The organism is Comamonas trifloxystrobinivorans (genome assembly GCF_043359985.1).
Lineage (GTDB): Bacteria > Pseudomonadota > Gammaproteobacteria > Burkholderiales > Burkholderiaceae_C > Comamonas > Comamonas trifloxystrobinivorans.
The window spans coordinates 82,352-99,995 of the sequence record NZ_JBHZGV010000011.1; the positions used below are offsets into that span (position 1 = coordinate 82,352).

The 17,644-nt window shown below is 61.9% G+C and carries 17 protein-coding genes; 12 read left to right on the forward strand and 5 right to left on the reverse strand.

Translation table 11 applies throughout. The features are described from left to right. Nucleotides 1–279: 279 nt before the first annotated feature. Both ilvN and ACFIQF_RS14700 read right to left on the reverse strand, forming a co-directional pair. Entirely contained in the window at nucleotides 280–771 is a 492-nt protein-coding gene (gene ilvN / locus ACFIQF_RS14695) for an acetolactate synthase small subunit (protein ID WP_393943969.1), read from the reverse strand. A gap of 164 nt (nucleotides 772–935) precedes the next feature. Next, nucleotides 936–2,729: an acetolactate synthase 3 catalytic subunit gene (locus ACFIQF_RS14700; protein ID WP_393943971.1), complete on the reverse strand. Its 1,794-nt coding sequence runs from the start codon at nucleotides 2,727–2,729 to the stop codon at nucleotides 936–938. 340 nt (nucleotides 2,730–3,069) lie between these two features. On the opposite strand from ACFIQF_RS14700, the gene ACFIQF_RS14705 reads away from it, so the two are divergent. The 8 genes from ACFIQF_RS14705 (at nucleotide 3,070) to ACFIQF_RS14740 (ending at nucleotide 9,901) form a co-directional block, all read left to right on the forward strand. Next, nucleotides 3,070–3,636, forward strand: coding sequence for an RNA polymerase sigma factor (locus tag ACFIQF_RS14705; protein WP_393943972.1), 567 nt, complete (start codon nucleotides 3,070–3,072; stop codon nucleotides 3,634–3,636). Beyond that, complete coding sequence (locus ACFIQF_RS14710) at nucleotides 3,633–4,079, forward strand: DUF3619 family protein (RefSeq protein ID WP_393943974.1); 447 nt, start codon at nucleotides 3,633–3,635, stop codon at nucleotides 4,077–4,079. Before ACFIQF_RS14705 ends, ACFIQF_RS14710 begins: the two co-directional genes overlap by 4 nt. Continuing rightward, complete coding sequence (locus ACFIQF_RS14715; protein WP_393943975.1) at nucleotides 4,076–4,987, forward strand: DUF3106 domain-containing protein; 912 nt, start codon at nucleotides 4,076–4,078, stop codon at nucleotides 4,985–4,987. The genes ACFIQF_RS14710 and ACFIQF_RS14715 overlap by 4 nt, the downstream gene beginning before the upstream one ends. A gap of 10 nt (nucleotides 4,988–4,997) precedes the next feature. Next, entirely contained in the window at nucleotides 4,998–5,558 is a 561-nt protein-coding gene (locus tag ACFIQF_RS14720) for an RDD family protein (RefSeq protein ID WP_393943977.1), read from the forward strand. 198 nt (nucleotides 5,559–5,756) lie between these two features. Beyond that, nucleotides 5,757–7,247, forward strand: coding sequence for an amidase (locus ACFIQF_RS14725; protein ID WP_393943978.1), 1,491 nt, complete (start codon nucleotides 5,757–5,759; stop codon nucleotides 7,245–7,247). A 107-nt stretch (nucleotides 7,248–7,354) separates the two neighbouring features. Further along, nucleotides 7,355–8,683 carry an MFS transporter gene (locus ACFIQF_RS14730; protein ID WP_393943979.1) on the forward strand — a complete coding sequence of 443 codons (1,329 nt, stop codon included), beginning with the start codon at nucleotides 7,355–7,357 and terminating at the stop codon, nucleotides 8,681–8,683. 166 nt (nucleotides 8,684–8,849) lie between these two features. Further along, on the forward strand, nucleotides 8,850–9,305 hold the full coding sequence (locus ACFIQF_RS14735) for a diacylglycerol kinase (protein WP_393943980.1): 456 nt from the start codon (nucleotides 8,850–8,852) through the stop codon (nucleotides 9,303–9,305). Further along, nucleotides 9,302–9,901 (forward strand): LOG family protein, encoded by a 600-nt coding sequence (locus ACFIQF_RS14740; RefSeq protein WP_393943981.1) that lies wholly within the window; start codon nucleotides 9,302–9,304, stop codon nucleotides 9,899–9,901. Before ACFIQF_RS14735 ends, ACFIQF_RS14740 begins: the two co-directional genes overlap by 4 nt. 70 nt (nucleotides 9,902–9,971) lie before the next feature. On the opposite strand, the gene ACFIQF_RS14745 is transcribed toward ACFIQF_RS14740, so the two are convergent. After that, complete coding sequence (locus ACFIQF_RS14745; protein ID WP_393943982.1) at nucleotides 9,972–10,310, reverse strand: P-II family nitrogen regulator; 339 nt, start codon at nucleotides 10,308–10,310, stop codon at nucleotides 9,972–9,974. A gap of 116 nt (nucleotides 10,311–10,426) precedes the next feature. After that, nucleotides 10,427–12,091: an NAD+ synthase gene (locus tag ACFIQF_RS14750; protein WP_393943983.1), complete on the reverse strand. Its 1,665-nt coding sequence runs from the start codon at nucleotides 12,089–12,091 to the stop codon at nucleotides 10,427–10,429. A gap of 176 nt (nucleotides 12,092–12,267) precedes the next feature. On the opposite strand from ACFIQF_RS14750, the gene ACFIQF_RS14755 reads away from it, so the two are divergent. The 3 genes from ACFIQF_RS14755 (at nucleotide 12,268) to ACFIQF_RS14765 (ending at nucleotide 14,927) form a co-directional block, all read left to right on the forward strand. Beyond that, entirely contained in the window at nucleotides 12,268–13,329 is a 1,062-nt protein-coding gene (locus tag ACFIQF_RS14755; RefSeq protein WP_393943984.1) for a threonine aldolase family protein, read from the forward strand. 66 nt (nucleotides 13,330–13,395) lie between these two features. Further along, nucleotides 13,396–14,592, forward strand: a complete 1,197-nt coding sequence (locus ACFIQF_RS14760) for a GNAT family N-acetyltransferase (protein ID WP_393943985.1) — start codon at nucleotides 13,396–13,398, stop codon at nucleotides 14,590–14,592. Nucleotides 14,593–14,726: 134 nt separating this feature from the next. Next, on the forward strand, nucleotides 14,727–14,927 hold the full coding sequence (locus tag ACFIQF_RS14765) for a CsbD family protein (RefSeq protein ID WP_393943986.1): 201 nt from the start codon (nucleotides 14,727–14,729) through the stop codon (nucleotides 14,925–14,927). Nucleotides 14,928–15,629: 702 nt separating this feature from the next. On the opposite strand, the gene icd is transcribed toward ACFIQF_RS14765, so the two are convergent. Further along, nucleotides 15,630–16,889: an NADP-dependent isocitrate dehydrogenase gene (gene icd / locus ACFIQF_RS14770; RefSeq protein WP_393943988.1), complete on the reverse strand. Its 1,260-nt coding sequence runs from the start codon at nucleotides 16,887–16,889 to the stop codon at nucleotides 15,630–15,632. A gap of 190 nt (nucleotides 16,890–17,079) precedes the next feature. Here icd and ACFIQF_RS14775 point away from each other — a divergent pair, with 190 nt between their 5' ends. Beyond that, entirely contained in the window at nucleotides 17,080–17,562 is a 483-nt protein-coding gene (locus ACFIQF_RS14775) for a DUF192 domain-containing protein (RefSeq protein ID WP_393943989.1), read from the forward strand. Nucleotides 17,563–17,644: the final 82 nt, after the last annotated feature.

Sequence of the window (17,644 nt, forward strand, 5' to 3'; positions counted from 1 at the left end):
GCCTTGCGGTGTTTCCTGAAGCCAGCAAATAAGCTCCCGCTACAAAAGCGCCCAATCCTACTATGAGAGGCCACCAAGGATAGGTGCGTTCCAAAGCGGAATCCTCGGCTTGTGTGTTTGAGCTGTCGCATTGGCGAATTTGAACCCAGAGGTCTTGCTCCCAGGAGCACTCCGGGTCGTCTCGCTGCAGCGCAGAGACAATCAGCACAAGCCCCACCAGCAGCAGCACCACTCCGGCTATCAACCGACGCTGGCGCAGCAGCTGGCAGCACCAGCGCATTACACGCGCAAGATGCGTTCTCCGCGGCCGATGCCCGAGGCACCGGTGCGGACGGTCTCAAGAATGGCCGAGCGGTCGATGGCGCTCAAGAACGCGTCGTTCTTGGCCTGGTCGCCGGTCACCTCGATGGTGTAGCTTTTTTCGGTCACGTCGATGATGCGGCCGCGGAAGATGTCGGCCATGCGCTTCATCTCTTCGCGCTCCTTGCCGACGGCGCGCACCTTCACCATCATCAGCTCACGCTCGGTGTAGGCGCCTTCGGTCAGGTCGACCACCTTGACCACTTCGATCAAGCGGTTGAGGTGCTTGGTGATCTGCTCGATCACGTCGTCCGAGCCAGCCGTGGTGATCGTCATGCGCGAGAGCGATGCGTCTTCGGTCGGCGCCACGGTGAGCGACTCGATGTTGTAACCACGGGCCGAGAACAGGCCCACCACGCGCGACAGGGCGCCAGGTTCGTTCTCCAGGAGAACGGCAATGATGTGTTTCATATCAGGCTCGATTCCTCTTTTTGCGACGCCAGCGCGACCAACCAGTGTTCGCTTGTGTGCTGCCGTTTGTGCTGCCCTCGCCCGCGCCGGTAAGCGACGGGTCTGGCAGGCAATAGATTCGTCTAAAAGTTAATGCTCGATGAGGCGGGATGCCGCAGCAAACCTTACAGGTCTTCTGCGCCCAGCAACATCTCGGTGATGCCCTTGCCGGCCTGCACCATCGGGAAGACGTTTTCCGTCGGGTCGGTGCGGAAGTCGAGGAACACGCTCTTGCGTTCTTCACGCGCAATGCGGCGCGCCTCGCGCAAGGCAGGCTCCACGTCTTCGGGCTTTTCGATCAGCATGCCCGCATGGCCATAGGCCTCGGCCAGCTTCACGAAATCGGGCAGCGAATCCATGTAGCTGTGGCTGTAGCGGCCCGAGTACTCGATCTCTTGCCACTGGCGCACCATGCCCAGGTAGCGGTTGTTGAGCGCGCAGATGATGATCGGCGTCTCGTACTGGCGGCAGGTGGCCAGCTCCTGGATGTTCATCTGCACCGAGCCTTCGCCGGTGATGCAGAACACCTCGGCATCGGGCTTGGCCAGCTTGATGCCCATGGCGTAGGGAATGCCCACGCCCATGGTGCCCAGACCGCCGGAGTTGATCCAGCGACGCGACTCTTCAAAGCGGTAGTACTGCGCGGCCCACATCTGGTGCTGGCCCACGTCGGAGGTGACGTAGCAATCGGCATCCTGCGTCATGTTCCACAAGGTTTCCACCACGTACTGCGGCTTGATCACTTCCTTGTTGTCGCGGTCGTAACGCAGACAATCGCGGCTGCGCCAGCCTTCGATGGTCTTCCACCAGGTTTGCAAAGCGGCTGCATCGGGCTTGGCCTGCGATTCGCGAATCATGGCGATCAGCTCGGTCAGCACTTCCTTGCAATCGCCCACGATAGGCACATCGACCTTGACGCGCTTGGAGATGGATGATGGATCAATGTCGATGTGGATGATCTTGCGATCGGCCACCGACATGAAGTGCTTGGGGTTGCCAATGACGCGGTCGTCAAAGCGCGCCCCCACAGCCAGCAGCACATCGCAGTTCTGCATGGTGTTGTTGGCTTCGATCGTGCCGTGCATGCCCAGCATGCCCAGGTATTTTTTGTCGCTGGCCGGGTAGGCACCCAGGCCCAGCAAGGTGTGCGTCACCGGGTAGCCCAACAGATCGACCAGGGTGCGCAGCTCTTGCTCGGCACCGCTCAGCAGCACACCGCCACCGGTATAGATATAAGGGCGCTTGGCCGCCAGCAACAACTGCAGTGCCTTGCGAATTTGGCCGCTGTGGCCTTTTTTCACCGGGTTGTACGAGCGCATCTCGATCGATGCCGGATAGCCGCTGTACGCCACCTTCTTGAAAGACACGTCTTTCGGAATATCAACCACCACCGGACCGGGGCGGCCGGTGCGGGCGATGTGGAAGGCTTTTTTCATCGTCAGCGCCAGATCGCGCACATCCTTCACCAAGAAGTTGTGTTTGACGATGGGACGCGTGATGCCGACGGTATCGCACTCCTGGAAAGCGTCAGAGCCGATGGCGGTGGTCGCCGTCTGGCCCGAAATCACCACAATGGGAATACTGTCGGTGTAAGCCGTAGCAATACCGGTAACCGCATTGGTCAAGCCGGGGCCGGAAGTAACCAGCGCCACACCCACCTTGCCCGTGGCACGGGCAAAACCATCGGCGGCGTGCACGGCAGCTTGCTCGTGGCGCACCAATACGTGGTTGATGGTGTCTTGCTTGTAGAGAGCGTCGTAGATATAGAGCACAGCGCCGCCAGGGTAACCCCAGAGCTGCTCAACGCCTTCAGCCTGCAGTGCTTTGACCAGCACTTCAGCGCCCATGAGTTCTTGTGCTTTTTGTGCGGACTGGTTCGCCGCTTGTGCCGAGTTCTGTTCGGCCTTGGACATTTCCATGATCAACCTTTGTGAATTTCTCTAACGAAAAACCTCTGGTGCCCCTTGCCCAGCTCTTGTGGAGCCTGCTTGGAACTTGAGGCCAACGGACATGGGCGAGATGCTTGCGACGCCGGACCGTGACCCTTTTGCCTTGATATGACTTCAAACCATTATCGCACTGCAACATCGCTTTGCGACAAAGCTCGGAATTTTTTTGCGCAGGATGCGATAATCTTGCGTTTGGCGCGGTGTTTTCTGCCACAGCGCGGCGTTCTACCTGGGTAAATACGGGTAACGTTCGCGTTTTTGCGCCTGTGCGGCAAGGTTTGCCGCCAATAACCTTGGTGTTGGGTACGACTTGGCTACTGAACGAGAACTGTCCGATTTTCTGAAAAGCGTTGAAAAGCGAGCTTTCAAGCGCTCGCTTTTTCATGTGCGCGACGAAGAAGCGGCCCTCGACATCGTGCAAGACAGCATGATGAAGCTGGCCGAACACTATGGTGACAAGCCCGTCGCAGAGCTGCCCATGCTCTTTCAGCGCATCCTGTCGAACAGCACGCTCGACTGGTTTCGCCGGCAAAAAACCCGCAATGCACTCTTTACCAATATGAGTGCCTTCGAAGGCCCCGACGATGAAGGGGGCGACTTCGATCTGTTAGAAACCTATAACGCCCAGCAAGGCGAGTCGGATGAGAGCGCCGAAAGCCACACCGATCGCAAACAAACGCTTGCATTGATAGAAAAAGAGATACAAGAGTTGCCAGCGCGTCAACGCGAAGCGTTTCTCATGCGTTACTGGGAAGAGATGGACATTGCAGAGACTGCAGCGGCCATGGGTTGCTCGGAAGGGAGCGTCAAAACCCATTGCTTCCGTGCCATCCAAACTTTGAGCAAAGTGCTCAAAGCCAAAGGAATCGTGCTATGAACCGCCACAACACTGCCCAACAAGTTGCCCAAGCCGAAATTTTTGCCCGCCGCGTCACCGCCCGGCTGAGCGAAGCCGAGGCCGACCTGAGCTACGACATCAGCGAGCGCCTGCGCGCCGCGCGTGAGCAGGCGCTGGCCAAGCGCAAAGTGGTGGCCACCCCGGCCATTGCCCGCCAACCCCAGCAAGAAGCAGCCACTGCGGGCGCCCCTTCCGGCAAACGCAATTGGTGGCGCGCGGTGGTGTCGGCAGTGCCTCTGAGCGCCATGGTGGCAGGCTTGGCCTTCTTCAACGGCGTGCAGGCAGACGAAGGCGCCACCGAAATGGCCGAGTACGATGCCACCTTGCTGGCTGACGAGTTGCCGCCAAACGCCTATACTGATCCTGGATTTGCCCAGTATCTGAAGATTGCTGCCCAAAAGCAGCCAACCGACCAGCGTTGAGACACGAACAAGACTTTGACGAGGCAGGCGGCCCAGCGCCCACCACCTCCTCTCTCCCCACCATCGCAGCCAGCATTTTGCTGGCTGCTTTTGCAGTTGCCGGCGTCATGGCTAGCAAGCAGGCGCGCAACGTCTACGGCAGCGCGCCCAGCGATCTGGTCAGCGCCAACAGCGTCACCCGCAGCAGCGCCCCGCGCAACGAAGGCCCCCAGTGGGACGCGCTGGAAGCCGAGCAGCAGGCCACACTGGCCCCATTGCAAGAGCAATGGAGCTGGCTGACCGAACAGCAAAAGCGCCGCTGGCTGTTGATTGCCGACAGCTTTGACGACTTCTCCCCCGAAGAGCAGCTGCGCATCGCCGAGCACATGAAAGAGTGGGCCCGCTTCAGCCTGGCCGACCAAAGCCAGGCACGGCTGAACTACTCCACCTTCGGCAAGCTGTCAGCCGAAGAAAAGCGCCGACTTTGGGAGGATTACCTGGCGCTGAGCGCGCGCGAGCGCAAGCGCCTGGCCCAAGGCGGCCTGCTGCGCCCCGGCGGCGTGGCGCTCGCTCCGCGCCCCAACGCCAACTCCACCGGGCGCCTGGTCAAGGTGCCGGCAGCGGCCATCAACCCCAACCGCGCCAACCCGCCCAAAATCCTGCCGCCGCCCGAGATCCGCATTCAGTCGCGCGGCGTGGTGACCCCGGTCGAGGTCGGCCCGCTGCCTGCCGCACCCGTGGCAGCACCCAGTCCGGCGCCAGCAACAACGCCAGCCCCCGCACCAACACCGGCTGCAGAGACGGCACCCGTGCAGGTGCCAGCACCCGTCACACCGGCGCCATTACCCCCCATGGATCTGCAGCCACTGCCCGCCCCCAGCGAACCGCAGTCGCGCACAAGCGACACTCCCGTCCACCCACCCGCCTGATACTGGCACCATGCAACCCGCCGCCACGCCCAGCACCCCAAACGCTACTGCCAGCGTGGCAGCTATACCGCCTCAAAGCCTGCAAGCACCCCGCCTGGCGCGGCGCATGGCCTGCTGGTTGTACGAAGGCATGCTCATGTTTGGCGTGGTGTTTCTCGCCGGCTACCTGCACAGCACGCTCAGCCAAACGCGCAATGCGCTGGACAACCGCCACGGCCTGCAGTTGTTCCTTTTCATCATCTTTGGCATCTACTTTGTGTGGTTCTGGCACAAAGGCCAGACCCTGGCGATGAAAACCTGGCACATCCGCGTGCTCGATGCCCAGGGCCAGCCACTCAGCCAAGCTCGCGCCCTGCTGCGCTACGCCTGCAGCTGGCTCTGGTTTTTGCCGCCGCTGGTAGCCACCCTGCCTTTCCAGCTGCCTGTACTCGAAGTGCTGGTGCTGCTGACCGGCTGGATCGTCTTCTGGGCCCTGGCCAGCCGCCTGCACCCCCAAGGCCAGTTCTGGCACGACGCCCTGGCCGGCACCCGCCTGGTCAGCCACACACCGCCCGCACGCGCCAAAGCCTGAGCTTGGGCTGTAACCGCCTTGGTCTCGGGCAGGCGATCAGGCACTGAAAATGTATACAAAAATAGACTCAACGGTCTCTCAAAAGACCGTGACGGTGCCATTTCAGGGTTTGCGATAGGTCAAAACTCACTCTCTGTGCGTATACTGTATACAAATATTGATTCCACCGTTTGCACTTTGCCAAACACTCTATCCGCCATGTCTGCCTCTCCTGAAGCTTTGCAGCCAGCACCACGCACCCACGTTCGCATCCAAGAGGCCGCCCAAGCGCTGCACACCGGCGCAAGCACCAGCGTTTCGCTGGTTCAACAGTGCCAAGACCAGATCAACAGCCACAACCCCCGCTTGAATGCCGTGGTGCTGCAAGACGTGACCACCAGCTTGCAAACTGCTGCACAGGCCGACCAGACACTGCTCCAAGGTCGCCCCTGCGGGCCTTTGCATGGCATTCCGTTCACTATCAAGGAATCATTTGACGTAGCCGGATGGCCCACTACCTGTGGCGACCCGGCGCGTCGTGAGCACCGCGCAGCCCGCCACTCGGCCGTAGTACAGCGCTTGCTGGATGCCGGTGCCGTTTTGCTTGGCAAAACCAATGTTCCGCTTTATCTGCGCGACTGGCAGTCCTACAACGCAGTCTATGGCGTCACCCGCAACCCGCACGACAGCGGCAGAACCCCGGGCGGCTCTTCCGGTGGCAGCGCTGCAGCGGTCGCCAGCGGCATGGCTTTTTTTGATGTGGGCTCCGACATCGGCTCCTCCATCCGCAACCCGGCCCATTACTGCGGTATTTTTTCGCACAAGGCCAGCCACGGGCTTATTTCGCTGCAAGGCCACGGCATCGACAGCGACGATCCGGTGCCGGCCATCAACTGCGCCGGCCCCTTGGCGCGCTCGGCCTACGATCTGGAAACCATTGTCCAGGTGCTGGCCGATCTGCCTGGCGACGCCCAACGCGCCGGCCAACTGCGGCTGAAACCCGACACGCGCAGCTCTCTGGCCGAGTACCGCGTAGGCATTGCACTGGACGATACCTACTGCCATATCGACCAACCCGTGGCCGATGCCATCAGCCACCTGGGCCAACACCTGCAGGCGCTGGGCGCTCAGGTGGACTGGCAAGCCCGTCCGGCCATCGATTCCCGCGAATTGTGGCGCACCTACGTGCAAATGCTGCGCGCCTCCACCTCGCTCTACACACCCGAGGCCGCTTTTGCCCAGCTGCAAAGCGCCCGTGCCGGCTTGGATCCGCAAGACGACAGCTACGCCACGCTGCAAGTGCTGGGCGCCACCATGACGCACCGCGAGTGGCTGCAGCACGAAAAATCCGTGGCGCGCTTCCAGCAAGCCTGGGATGCCTATTTTCAACATTACGACCTGCTGCTGTGCCCGGCTGCAGCCACGCTGGCCTTCCCGCACATGCATGAGCAAGAACCGTGGCAACGGCAGTTGCAGGTCAACGGCCAACCGCAGCCCGTGGTTTCGCAGCTTTTCTGGGCAGGCCTTGGCGGCCTGTGCGGCTTGCCTGCCACTGTGGCACCCATCCGGGGTGATGCACCCGGCTTGCCGGTGGGCGCGCAAATCATCGGCAACCGCTTCCAAGACCTGAGCACGCTGCGTTTCGCCCAGCTGCTCGAAGACGCCGGTTACCACTGGCGTGCGCCCCGGCTAGACACCACCCCCAGCTAGCCCGCAACTCCCTTTGCCGAGCATTTTTTGGGCCCGCACGCCTCGGGCTCTGGCCCGGCTTTGCCTTTTTTCTTCGCCCAGCCCCTTTTCAAAGAGAGACAAGCAAGATGTTTTCCTGGTTTCGCGAGCTCAGTGCCACCGAGCGCAAAGGTTTCTACGGTGCCTTTTTAGGCCATGCGGTCGATGTGTTCGACTTCATGATCTACACCTTTCTCATCCCCACCCTGCTCCTGCAATGGAGCATGTCCAAATCCGAAGCCGGCGCCATCGTCACCTACACGCTGATCGCTTCGCTGGTGGGCGCCATCGTCGCCGGCGTGCTGGCCGACCGCTACGGCCGCGTGCGCGTTCTCAAGTGGACGATTGTGGTGTTTGCCGGCGCCACCTTTGCCGCAGGCTTTACCAACTCACCTACGCAGCTGGCCATTTGCCGCGCCATCCAAGGGCTGGGCTTTGGCGGCGAATCGTCGCTGTGCATGGTCTTGGTGGCTGAGATGATCAAAAACCCCGCGCACCGTGGCAAGTACTCAGGCTTTACCGCCAGCAGCTACTCATTTGGCTGGGGCGCTGCAGCGCTGGTGTTTGCCGGCGTATTTGCCTTTGTTCCGGCAGAGGTCGCCTGGCGCATCTGCTTTTTCCTCGGCGCGCTGCCCGCGCTGGTGGTGATTTACCTGCGCCGCAACCTGCAAGAGCCAGAAATCTTTGCCAAGTCGCAAACTGCCCGCAACAACGCCGCCTGGCACAGCAACCTCAAAACCGTTTGCAGCGGCCCGCTGCTGCGCAAAACCGTGCTTTGCAGCCTGCTCTCGGGCGGCATGCTCGGCGGTTACTACGCCATTGCCACCTGGCTGCCCACCTACCTGGCCAACCAGCGCGGCCTGTCCATCTTTGGCACCAGCTCGTACTTGGGCGTGATGATTCTGGGCTCCTTCATGGGCTATGTGGCCGGCTCCTACGCCACCGACCGCATTGGCCGCCGCAACACCTACATCATCTTTGCCGTCTGCGCCCTGGCGATGGCGCTGTCGTACATGATGATTCCGCTGTCCAACGCCTCGATGCTGCTGCTGAGCTTTCCGCTGGGCATGATGATGCAAGGCATGTTCGCCGGCATTGGCGCCACCATCTCCGAAGCCTATCCCAGCGCCGTGCGCGCCACAGGTTACGGCATTGCCTACAACGTGGGCCGCGTGATCGCCTCGCTGTTCCCGCTGACCGTGGGGACGCTCAGCACCGGCAAGGTCGACCTGGGCATTGCTATCGCCGTGGTGGCGGGCACTGGCTATGCGGTGGTCATCATCGCCGCCAGCCTGCTGCCGGAAACCCGTGGCCTGAAACTGGAACAACTGGATGCTGAAGCCGACAGCACGGCCGCCACAGCACCAACCGGTGCCGCGCCAGCATCCGCAGCCCAGCCAGCACGCAGCACGCACTGAGCGCACCCCTGAGCACTTTGCTCTCCTTGCAAGCCCAGCTTCGCCCCGGCGAACTGGGCTTTTTTGCCGTCATGCATCTGACAACAGATTCCACCGCCCATCCTGCACAAACTTGCTGCGCTGCAATATAGTATGCAGATGGCGCCCGTCGGGTGCCGCTTTTGCCATGACCACTACGCCGCCCCCTCGCACCCCTGCTCCCTCTGATGCGCAAGACAGCACCGCCGCATCGGCCGCCTATTTGCAGATCAACCCGCACAAGGGCCGTACCGGCTTTTCGCGCCTGCGCCACGCGGCCGGCTATTCGCTGCAAGGCCTGCGTGCCGGCTGGGGCGAAAAGGCTTTCCGCATGGAAGTCCTGCTCGCCATTGTGCTGCTGCCTGCCTCCATCTGGCTGGCCCGCGACTGGCGCGAATGGGCCTTGCTGATCGCACCGGTTTTTCTGGTGCTGATCACCGAACTGCTCAACAGCGCCGTCGAAGCGGCGATTGACCGCTTCGGGCCCGAGTGGCACGCGCTGTCCAAAAAAGCCAAGGACATGGGCAGCGCCGCCGTTTTTCTGGCGCTCTTGCTGTGCGGCGCGGTCTGGCTGGCTGCCTTGTTTGAAAGATTTGCACGATGACCACCCACTCCCCTGCTTTTTCAATTTGCGTTTACTGTGGCTCGCGCCCCGGCAAGGACGAGGCCTTCAGCGCCGCTGCCCAGGCCGTGGGCCATTGGATCGGCCGCCACGGCGGCCAGCTGGTTTACGGCGGCGGCAAATCGGGGCTGATGGGCACGGTGGCGCGCGCCACGCGCGAGGCCGGTGGCCGCGTGGTTGGCATCATTCCCAAGGCGCTGGTCGACCGCGAGCTGGCCAATGAGCTGTGCGACGAGTTGCATGTGGTCACTACCATGCACGAGCGCAAAGCCATGATGGCTGAGCGCAGCCAGGCCTTTGTGGCCATTCCCGGCGGCATCGGCACTTTTGAAGAGCTGTACGAGATCTGGACCTGGCGTCAGCTCGGCTACCACGACAAGCCCATCGGTATTCTCAACGCGCATGGCTATTACGACGCCATGCTGCAGTTTCTGAACCAATGCGTGAGCCAGGGCTTCATGGACGAATGGCAAATGGGCCTGGTGCAAAGCGGCACCGACCACGAGGCGCTACTGACCCAGCTGGTGGAAGAAGCCGGCCTGGCCATGCAAAACGCCGAACTCAAGAACGTGATCTGAGCGCTCGCAACGCCAACAAAAATGCCTGCACGAAGCAGGCGTTTTTTATGGGGCGTGGGATGCGTGCAGCTTAAACCGCAGCCTCGTCCATGTCGCCGGTGCGGATGCGGATCACGCGCTCCACATCGGTCACAAAAATCTTGCCGTCACCGATCTTGCCGGTGCGGGCGGCGTTGACAATGGCGTCCACACAGCGGTCCACGTCTTCGTCCTTCACGGCCACTTCAATCTTCACCTTGGGCAGAAAATCGACCACGTACTCGGCGCCGCGGTACAGCTCGGTGTGGCCTTTCTGGCGGCCAAAGCCTTTGACTTCGCTGACCGTCAAGCCCGTCACGCCCACCTCGGCCAAGGCCTCGCGCACTTCGTCGAGCTTGAACGGTTTGATAACGGCGGTGATCATTTTCATGGGCTTCTCCTGGGATGGGGCAAATACACGCTGCGTCTCAGCGGGCGCAGCAACTGGGCTTATTGTGCTTCAAGAATGCGATGCCAACACGCGCGGCATGGTGAATCTTCGCGCGTTCAGCCACGGAAACGGTTGGTGATCGGGTAGCGCCAATCGCGGCCAAAACCACGGGCCGACAAGCGCGGGCCCACGGCGGCCTGACGGCGCTTGTACTCGTTGATACGAATCAGCCGCACCACGCGCTCGACATCCGCGCGCTCATAGCCGGCGGCCACGATGCTGTCGATATCGGCATCCTGCTCCATGTAGCGCACGATGATCGCGTCCAGCACCTCGTAAGGCGGCAGGCTGTCCTGGTCCTTCTGGTCGGGGCGCAGCTCGGCGCTGGGCGGGCGCGTGATGATGCGCTCGGGGATGGGGTCGCGGCCCGTGCCATACGGATCGTTGGCGTTGCGCCAGCGCGCCAGCTCGAACACGCGGGTCTTGAGCACATCGCGCAGCACGGCAAAGCCGCCCGCCATATCGCCATACAGCGTGCAGTAGCCGGTGGCCATCTCGCTCTTGTTGCCGGTGGTCAGCACAATTGAGCCAAATTTGTTGGACAAAGCCATCAGCAAAGTGCCGCGAATGCGCGCTTGCAGATTCTCTTCGGTCGTGTCCTCGGGCTTGCCGGCAAAGTCTTGTGCCAGCGCGGCCTTGAAAGCCTCGAACTGCGGCGCAATCGAAATCTCTTCGTACTGCACGCCCAGGCGCTCGGCCATGTCGCGCGCGTCGATCCAGCTGATGTCAGCCGTATAAGGCGAAGGCATCATCACCGTGCGCACCTTGTCGGCGCCGATGGCGTCTACCGCAATCGCCAGCACCAGGGCCGAATCGATGCCGCCCGACAAACCCAGCACTGCGCCAGGGAAGCCGGTCTTGCCCAGGTAATCGCGCACTGCCAACACCAACGCATGCCACAGCTGGCTGTTGGTATCGCCCTGCGGCGCTACTTCGCCTTGCAAACGCAATGCGCCAGCAGCAGACAGCGGGGCTTGCACCTGCGTGAACAACAGCTTTTCCTCAAAACCGGGAGCGCGTGCGGCCACTGTACCGTCGGCATTCAAGGCGAACGAATGGCCGTCGAACACCAGCTCGTCCTGGCCACCCACCAAGTGCGTGTACACCAGCGGCAAACCCGTCTGGCGCGTGCGCTCGGCCATTACTTGCTCACGGTGCGCAGGCTTGTCCATCTGGAAAGGCGATGCGTTGATCACCACCAGCATCTGCGCACCCGCCGCTTTGGCAGCCAGCGCCGGGCCTTGGTCCCAGGCGTCTTCGCACACCAGCAGCCCAAGCTTGGTGCCAGCCACTTCAAACACACAGGTCTCGGCACCGGCTACGAAATAGCGCGTTTCGTCGAACTCGCGGTAATTGGGCAGCAACTGCTTGCGGTAGGTAGCAAGCACTTGGCCGCCACGCACCACGCTGGCTGCGTTGTAGCAACGGCCATGCACGGCCTGCTCTGCCACTTGCGGGTGGCCGAGCACCAGCGTCAGCTCCGGCCATTGGGCCGAGGCCTGCACCACTTCTTGCACTGCGGCAGCGCAAGCGGCCAGAAAAGACGGACGCTGGAACAAATCCTCAGCGGCATAGCCGCAAATCCCCAGCTCAGGCGTCAGCAGCAGTTGAGCACCCTGGGCCGCTGCCTGCGTTGCTGCATCGATGATCTTGCGGGCATTGCCCGGCATATCGCCCACAACAAAGTTCAGCTGGGCGCTTGCGACGGAAAAATTGGACATGGAGTTGGTGTGGCAGTGAATCTGGCAGCGGGCGCAACCCAAGGGACAGCGCCCGGTACAGCCAAACAGTCTAGCGCACTGGCAAGCCTCAGGGGCGCAATGCGTCGCCTTTGTCCGCCTGTGCGGCCTGGTTTGCGCGCAAAATCGCAGGCTTTGCCCTACCTCGCTCCCGCACCATGAACTTTGGCAGTGACAACCAGGCCGGCGTAGCGCCCGCCATCTTGCAAACGCTGGCACAAGCGTCCAGCGGCATCCAGTCGGCCTACGGCAACGACGACTGGAGTGCCCGCGCCCAGCAAATGCTGTGCGAAACCTTTGGCACCGAGCTGCAAGCCTTTTTTGTGACCACCGGCACAGCCGCCAACTGCCTGGCGCTCTCTACGCTGGCGCAGCCCTGGAACGCTGTGCTCTGCCACGACATGGCACACATCGCCATCGACGAAAACAGCGCCCCCGAGTTTTTCACCGGCGGCGCCCGCCTGCTGCCGCTGGCCACCGCCAACGGCAAACTCGGTGCTGGCGATGTAGATCGTTTTCTCGCCACTTACCCGGCCAGCGCACCGCACAATATGCTGCCCAGCGCCGTCAGCATCTCGCAGGTGTCGGAAAACGGCTTGGTCTACCAGGCAGACGAAGTGGCCGCATTGTCGGCCAGTGCACGCCGCCACGGCCTGCGCCTGCACATGGACGGCGCTCGCCTGGCCAATGCGGTAGCAGCGCTGCAATGCCAGCCTGCCGACATCACTTGGAAAGCCGGCGTTGATGTGCTCAGCCTGGGCGCTTCTAAAAACGGTGCGCTCATGGCCGAAGCGGTGGTGTTTTTCGACACCTCGCTGGCCCGTGACTTTCGCCCGCGCCTCAAACGCAGCGGCCAACTGGTCTCCAAAAGCCGTCTGATAGGCGCGCAGTTTTGCGCCTGGTTGCAAGACGGTTACTGGTTGCAGCTGGCACGCCAATCCAATGCCATCGCTGCCGAACTGGCCGCCGCCTTGGCCGCCAGCGGCCGCGTGCGCCTGAGCTGGCCCACCGAGGCCAACGAGGTATTTGCCATCATGCCGCGCAGCCTGTACGAGCACTTGCTGGCCCAAGGCGTGCGCTGCGCAGACTGGTACGCCACCAGCGTGCCGCCAGGTATGAGCGTGGCAGACGATGAGCTGGTGGTGCGCTTCGTCACCGCCTGGTCGTCCAGCAGCGAAGAAGTGCAAGCACTACTGGCTGCCATCCAAAGCGCTGCTTGAGCGGCCCCTGTCTTGTCGCATGACCGCATCGGCGCAACGGCATCCGGCAGCGGCCACAATCAGCGTATGACTGCTGCGCCGCTTCGCCCCTCGCCTCTGCCTACCACTGTGCAATTGCGCGTGCTGCCCAGCATGGCCGAGGTTGATGCAGCGGCCTGGGACGGCCTGCTGGCCCAGCAGGAGCAGCCCACGCCTTTCATGCGGCATGCGTATTTGTTGGCGCTGGAATCGAGCGGCAGCGCCACAGCGAAAACCGGCTGGCAGCCGTGCCACATCACGCTCTGGCAAGGCAAGCAATTGCTGGCCGCTTGCCCGCTGTACGCCAAAACGCATTCCTACGGCGAATACGTTTTCGACTTTGCCTGGGCCCGCGCCTATGCCGAGCACGGGCTCGATTACTACCCCAAGGCCGTGATCGCCGTGCCCTTTACACCCGTGCCCGGCAGCCGCTTGCTGGTGGCCGATGAAGCACTGCGCCTGCCACTGCTGCAAGCAACCATGGACTTTTGCGCTCAGCAAAAACTCTCATCGCTGCACATGCTGTTTGCCGCCCCGGCTGATCTGCAGGCTGCACAACAAGCCGGGCTGATGCAACGCGAAACCGTGCAGTTCCACTGGCACAACCGCCAGCACGCAGCCTATGCTGACTTTGGCGATTTTCTCGCCAGCCTGCAGCAGGAAAAACGCAAAAAAATCCGCCAGGAGCGGCGCAAAGTGGCCGAGGCGGGTGTCACTTTCCGCCACGCAGAAGGCCAGCAGATCAGCGCTGAAGACTGGGCTTTCTTCTACCGCTGCTACGAGCGCACCTACCTCGAACACGGCAATGCGCCCTACCTCAGCCCGGCGTTTTTTGACGCCATGCGCAGCCACATGCCCGAGAACTGGGTGCTGTTTGTGGCCGAGCAAGGCGGCCAAGGCATCGCTTGCAGCCTGATCGCCATCAGCGCCGACCGCCGCACCGCTTATGGCCGCTACTGGGGAGCGCTGGCCCGCGTGGACCAATTGCACTTTGAAGCCTGCTACTACCAACCCATCGAATGGTGCATTGCCAACGGCTTTGAGCACTTTGAAGGCGGCGCACAGGGCGAGCACAAAATGGCTCGCGCCTTGCTACCCACCAGCACGCCCAGCGCGCACTGGGTGGCCGACCCGCGCTTTGCCCGCGCGATCGCCCAGTACCTGGAGCGCGAAACCGAGCACCTGCATGCTTACCAGCAAGCGCTGCAGGCGCACAGCCCGCTGAAAAAACCCTCTCAGCGCTGACTGCCACCCAGCCTGCGCCAACCGCCTGCAGCGCTGTCGGCCATCCCGCACACACATGCCTTGGGCTCGCTGACATGGCTGCGCCTGCGCGCCCGCCACAATGCAGTCATCAGCAACCGAACCAAGGAGTTAGCATGATCAACAAGGACCAAGTCGTAGGCAAAATCAAGGACCTCGCTGGCGAAGCGCAAGCGGGCATTGGCAAGGCCATCAACAGCCCCGAGCAAGTCGCCAAGGGCCAGGCGCTGGAAGCCGAAGGCGAGCTGCAAAAAGCCAAGGGTGACCTGAGACAAGCGGCCAAAGACACCTTGGACGAAGTGAAGAAAAGCATCTGAGCACGGCGGCAACAACGGCTGCCACGACCGCAGCCGTAGCCGCGTGTAACAGCTGATGGGAAGCCCGTCACGAACTCACACAAATTAGGCCCGCAAGTGGCCGCCGATTTGAGGCATCATGCCCCCATCGGTTTGAAGAACCCCTCCTTGGCCAGCCTCAGTGCTGGCATTTTTTTGCCTGTTGCACAATGGCCGCGGGTTGCTGGCGGGCAGCCCGTTTCATTGCAGCAGCATGAGTGAATCGGCGCAGTTCTCGCAGGCTGTTGATTGCCCCCTTCAGCCAGCGCCTGCGATCGGAGTAAACGCCGGCGGTTTGGCTGCCGCAGGACAGCCAAACTTCGTGGACTGACTTGCGGCAGCTGTTTGAATGGAGCGCTTTAGCGCGAAATGAGTTCTGCCGCACGCCGGTGTTTGCTTCGAGCGCAGGTTGCCCCGAAAGATTCGCTCCGCGAAGCTTTCGGGGACGCTGGATGTAGGGCACGTTTCTTTGCTGACTTTCTTGCCGTGCAGCAAGAAAGTCAGTCGCCTGCCGGGGCGAGGCCCGGCCAGCTGCAGCCAGCAAAGCCAAGCAACACCAGTTGAAAAAGCGGCCGGGCTGTAAAGAAATGGACTACCTGCGAGAGACGGCAGGCAATAAACCCTGCATATCTCTTCCACTAGTGCGCGATGGGCCACAAAAAGCCCGCGCGCAGCGCAAACAGATCACGCCATATTCGCAATCATCTCGTCGCCAAAGCGCGAAGTGCTCACCTGGGTGGCGCCGTCCATCAGGCGGGCAAAATCGTAGGTGACCCGCTTGGACTGGATGGTGGTTTCCATGGCGCGGATGATCTGGTCGGCCGCTTCCGTCCAGCCCATGTGGCGCAGCATCATCTCGGCCGAGAGAATGAGCGAGCCGGGGTTGACGTAATCCTTGCCGGCGTACTTGGGCGCAGTGCCGTGCGTGGCCTCGAAAACAGCCACGCTGTCCGACATGTTGGCGCCTGGCGCAATGCCAATGCCGCCCACCTGCGCGGCCACCGCGTCCGAGATGTAGTCGCCATTGAGGTTGAGCGTGGCAATGACCGAATAATCGGCCGGGCGCAGCAGCACCTGCTGCAAGAAGGCGTCGGCAATCACGTCTTTGATGATGATCTCCTGGCCGCTCTTGGGGTTCTTCACGCGCACCCAGGGGCCGCCGTCGATCAGCTCGCCGCCGAACTCTTTGAGCGCCAGCGCATAGCCCCAGTCGCGGAAAGCGCCTTCGGTGAACTTCATGATGTTGCCCTTGTGCACCAAGGTGACGCTGGGCTTGTCGTGGTCGATCGCATATTGGATGGCCTTGCGCACCAGACGCTCGCTGCCCTCACGCGACACGGGCTTGATGCCGATGCCCGAGGTCTCGGGGAAACGAATCTTCTGCTGGCCCAGCTCTTTTCTCAGAAACTCGATCAGCTTGACCGCCATGTCCGAGCCGGCTGCAAACTCGATGCCGGCGTAGATGTCTTCCGAGTTCTCGCGGAAGATCACCATATCGGTTTTTTCCGGCTCGCGCACGGGCGAGGGCACGCCGGCAAAGTAGCGCACCGGGCGCAGGCAAACATACAAATCGAGCGTCTGGCGCAGCGTGACGTTGAGCGAGCGGTGGCCGCCGCCCACCGGCGTGTTCAGCGGGCCTTTGATGGCCACCAGGTATTGCGCAATAGCATCCAGGCTTTCTTGCGGCAGGCTCTGGCCTTCGCCGTAGAGCTTGGTGGCTTTGTCGCCTGCATAAATTTCCATCCAGGCAATGCGGCGCGTGTCGCCATAAGCCTTGGCCACGGCGGCATCCACCACTTTGCGCATCACCGGCGTGATATCGCGGCCCACGCCGTCACCTTCAATAAAGGGAATCACCGGCTCGTTGGGCACGTTCAAGCTGTGGTCGCTGTTGGCCGTGATGGCCTGGCCGTCCGCTGGCGGCTGGATATGTTGGTAAGGCATGGCAAAGTCTCCAAATACGCAAAAAACTGGCAGCCGCCCGCACAGGCCTGGCAGCGTTCTGCAAACGATTCTAGCGACAATCCTGGGCCCGGCTGTCGCCCGTGCCTGCCGCTGCGCAGTGGCTGCAGATCGTGTATAAAACCAGCTGCGCCCGGCGCTGTTCGATTTGTTTGGAAGGCTTTTGCTCGCTATGTCCCGCCTGAATTTTCTTGCCCGCAGCCTGCCCGCTGCCGCAGTGCTTGCCACCACTTTGCTGGGTCTGCCCGCCGTGGCCCAGGATGCCCCGCAGGGCCAACCCCAGATGAATCTGGCGCGCACCGAGTTGTCGGCCGGGATGCACCGCATCCACGCCCAGGTGGCACAGACCTCGCGCGAGAAAGAGATCGGCCTCATGTTCCGCAAGGAGATGCCCGCCAACGAAGGCATGCTGTTTGTCTTTGATCGCCCTTCCACGCAGTGCTTCTGGATGAAGAACACGCTCTTGCCGCTGACCGCCGCCTTTGTGGCCGACGACGGCACCATCGTCAACCTGGCCGACATGCAACCCATGACCGAAAATTCGCACTGCTCGAAAAAGCCGGTGCGCTATGTGCTGGAGATGAACCAGGGCTGGTTCAAGCAAAAGGGCATCGCCGAAGGCACACAACTGCGTGGACGGCCTTTCAGCCAGTAAAAATGACTTTTCGCAGCTGTCTGTCGGGCGCTTCGCGCCCGCGCCATTGCGAAGCAATGCTGCTTGAATAACAAACGGCGAA

Excerpts from the sequence above, each read along its gene's own strand:
- icd (WP_393943988.1), bottom strand. The coding sequence starts at position 16,889 with ATGCCTTACCAACATATCCAGCCGCCAGCGGACGGCCAGGCCATCACG.
- ACFIQF_RS14740 (WP_393943981.1), top strand. The coding sequence starts at position 9,302 with ATGACCACCCACTCCCCTGCTTTTTCAATTTGCGTTTACTGTGGCTCG.
- ACFIQF_RS14750 (WP_393943983.1), bottom strand. The coding sequence starts at position 12,091 with ATGTCCAATTTTTCCGTCGCAAGCGCCCAGCTGAACTTTGTTGTGGGC.
- ACFIQF_RS14765 (WP_393943986.1), top strand. The coding sequence starts at position 14,727 with ATGATCAACAAGGACCAAGTCGTAGGCAAAATCAAGGACCTCGCTGGC.
- ACFIQF_RS14730 (WP_393943979.1), top strand. The coding sequence starts at position 7,355 with ATGTTTTCCTGGTTTCGCGAGCTCAGTGCCACCGAGCGCAAAGGTTTC.
- ACFIQF_RS14710 (WP_393943974.1), top strand. The coding sequence starts at position 3,633 with ATGAACCGCCACAACACTGCCCAACAAGTTGCCCAAGCCGAAATTTTT.
- ACFIQF_RS14700 (WP_393943971.1), bottom strand. The coding sequence starts at position 2,729 with ATGGAAATGTCCAAGGCCGAACAGAACTCGGCACAAGCGGCGAACCAG.
- ACFIQF_RS14735 (WP_393943980.1), top strand. The coding sequence starts at position 8,850 with ATGACCACTACGCCGCCCCCTCGCACCCCTGCTCCCTCTGATGCGCAA.
- ACFIQF_RS14720 (WP_393943977.1), top strand. The coding sequence starts at position 4,998 with ATGCAACCCGCCGCCACGCCCAGCACCCCAAACGCTACTGCCAGCGTG.
- ACFIQF_RS14725 (WP_393943978.1), top strand. The coding sequence starts at position 5,757 with ATGTCTGCCTCTCCTGAAGCTTTGCAGCCAGCACCACGCACCCACGTT.
- ACFIQF_RS14775 (WP_393943989.1), top strand. The coding sequence starts at position 17,080 with ATGTCCCGCCTGAATTTTCTTGCCCGCAGCCTGCCCGCTGCCGCAGTG.
- ACFIQF_RS14760 (WP_393943985.1), top strand. The coding sequence starts at position 13,396 with ATGACTGCTGCGCCGCTTCGCCCCTCGCCTCTGCCTACCACTGTGCAA.
- ACFIQF_RS14755 (WP_393943984.1), top strand. The coding sequence starts at position 12,268 with ATGAACTTTGGCAGTGACAACCAGGCCGGCGTAGCGCCCGCCATCTTG.
- ACFIQF_RS14745 (WP_393943982.1), bottom strand. The coding sequence starts at position 10,310 with ATGAAAATGATCACCGCCGTTATCAAACCGTTCAAGCTCGACGAAGTG.
- ilvN (WP_393943969.1), bottom strand. The coding sequence starts at position 771 with ATGAAACACATCATTGCCGTTCTCCTGGAGAACGAACCTGGCGCCCTG.